This is a genomic window from Homoserinimonas sp. OAct 916 (assembly GCF_003260275.1).
In the GTDB taxonomy this organism is placed as follows: Bacteria; Actinomycetota; Actinomycetes; order Actinomycetales; family Microbacteriaceae; genus OACT-916.
The window spans coordinates 1-1,110 of sequence record NZ_QJHB01000039.1; the positions used below are offsets into that span (position 1 = coordinate 1).

Annotated in this window: 1 protein-coding gene; it reads right to left on the bottom strand. The window is 63.9% G+C overall.

Translation table 11 applies throughout. The features are described from left to right. Positions 1 to 988, bottom strand: a 988-nt coding sequence (locus tag DL891_RS16570; protein ID WP_111721590.1) for an IS481 family transposase, incomplete at its 3' end; no start/stop codon positions are given. Positions 989 to 1,110 lie beyond the last annotated feature (122 nt).

A 1,110-nucleotide genomic window follows, 5' to 3' on the forward strand; every position in this document is an offset into this window, starting at 1 on the left:
TGTACTGCCCAGGGAGGTTAGTTAACCGGCTAATGGGTGGGCGGCCTCCGATTGCAGTGTGGGGCCTGTGGTGATTGTATTCGTGGAGCCAGGCCGGGAGGGCGCTACGACGCGCTGACTCTGTCGCGTAGAAGCGCCTGAATGCCCATCTCTCGCCCAGCGTGCGGTGGAAGCGTTCGATCTTCCCGTTGGTCTGAGGGCGATAGGGGCGGGTCTTCTTGGCCTTGATCCCGAGGTCGTGGCAGGTGTCGCGCCAGAGATGTGATTTGTAGGCGGAGCCGTTGTCAGAGAGCACCCGTTCGACGGTGATGCCGCGGGCGGCAAACCACGAGACCGCCCGGCGCAGCACCCCGATCGCTGTCGCCGCCGTCTCGTCATCGTGGATCTCGGCGTAGGCAACCCGGGAGTGGTCGTCGATGACGGTATGCACGAACGCCTTCCCGGTCAGCGGTGCACGCCGCTTGCTGCGGCCAGCCCCGATGGTTGCCGCCCGGTTCTTGGCTCCCTGTTGGCGGCCGACGAAACGGTGCCCGCCGCCGTCGGGGATGTTGCCGAACTTCGTCACGTCCACGTGGATCATCGCTCCCGGCTTGTCGTGTTCGTAGCGGCGCACCACTTCACCAGTGCGTTTATCGACGTGATGCAACTTGTTCAGCCGGCACCGCACCAACACTGCGTGGACGGTGGACGCGGGTATCCCGAGCTTCCAGCCGATCTCGACCGGGCCTAGACGCTGCTTCCAGCGCAGGTGACCGATCCTGCGCACCAGCTTCGGCGGGGTCCGGCTCGGGCTGCGGTGGGGCCGGGACGACCGATCAACCATTCCAGCACCACCCATCGCCGCATACCGGTCCGCCCACCGCTTCGCGGTCGGCCACGAAACGTTGAACTGATGCGCAGCCAAGGAAACTGGCCACCGGTCATCAACGATCAGACGCGCGATACGAAGACGGTGACGCGGGGTCAAAGCAGCATTAGCGTGGGACATGAGGGTCTCCTAATCGAAGTGGTTGTCGTAGTAACTCCACTTTCAGCCGGAGACCCTCACCCCGTCGTCAACAACTACAGCGAGTCGTCACACCGATTCAACCAACGTCCCTGGGCAGTACA